The sequence below is a fragment of the Rothia sp. HMSC071F11 genome (assembly GCF_001809115.1).
GTDB classification, from domain to species: domain Bacteria; phylum Actinomycetota; class Actinomycetes; order Actinomycetales; family Micrococcaceae; genus Rothia; species Rothia dentocariosa.
On record NZ_KV795762.1, the window covers coordinates 1 to 263 of the forward strand.

Genomic DNA, 263 nt, shown 5'->3' on the forward strand with positions numbered 1-263 from the left:
CCTCGCAGAAGTTAGCGTATCCGGTGAATTTCACCCCAGGGAAGTTAGCGTATCCGGTGAATTTCACCCCGGGGAATTCAGCGTACTCGGTGAATTCTGCTCTGGAGAAGTCAGCGGACCAGTAGAAATTAGCGTTCTCGGTGAATTCCGCCCCGGAGAAGTCAGCTTTCCTGGTGAATTCCGCCCCGGAGAAGTCAGCGCCCCTGATGAATTTCACACAGAGGAAGTTAGCCTCCTCGGTGAATTTCGCCTCGAAGAAATCA

Annotated in this window: 1 protein-coding gene; it reads right to left on the bottom strand. The window is 52.9% G+C overall.

Annotated elements, in window-relative coordinates; translation table 11 throughout:
* Positions 1 to 263 (bottom strand): pentapeptide repeat-containing protein (locus HMPREF2554_RS11590; protein WP_210396035.1); only part of this gene is annotated, 263 nt, incomplete at both ends.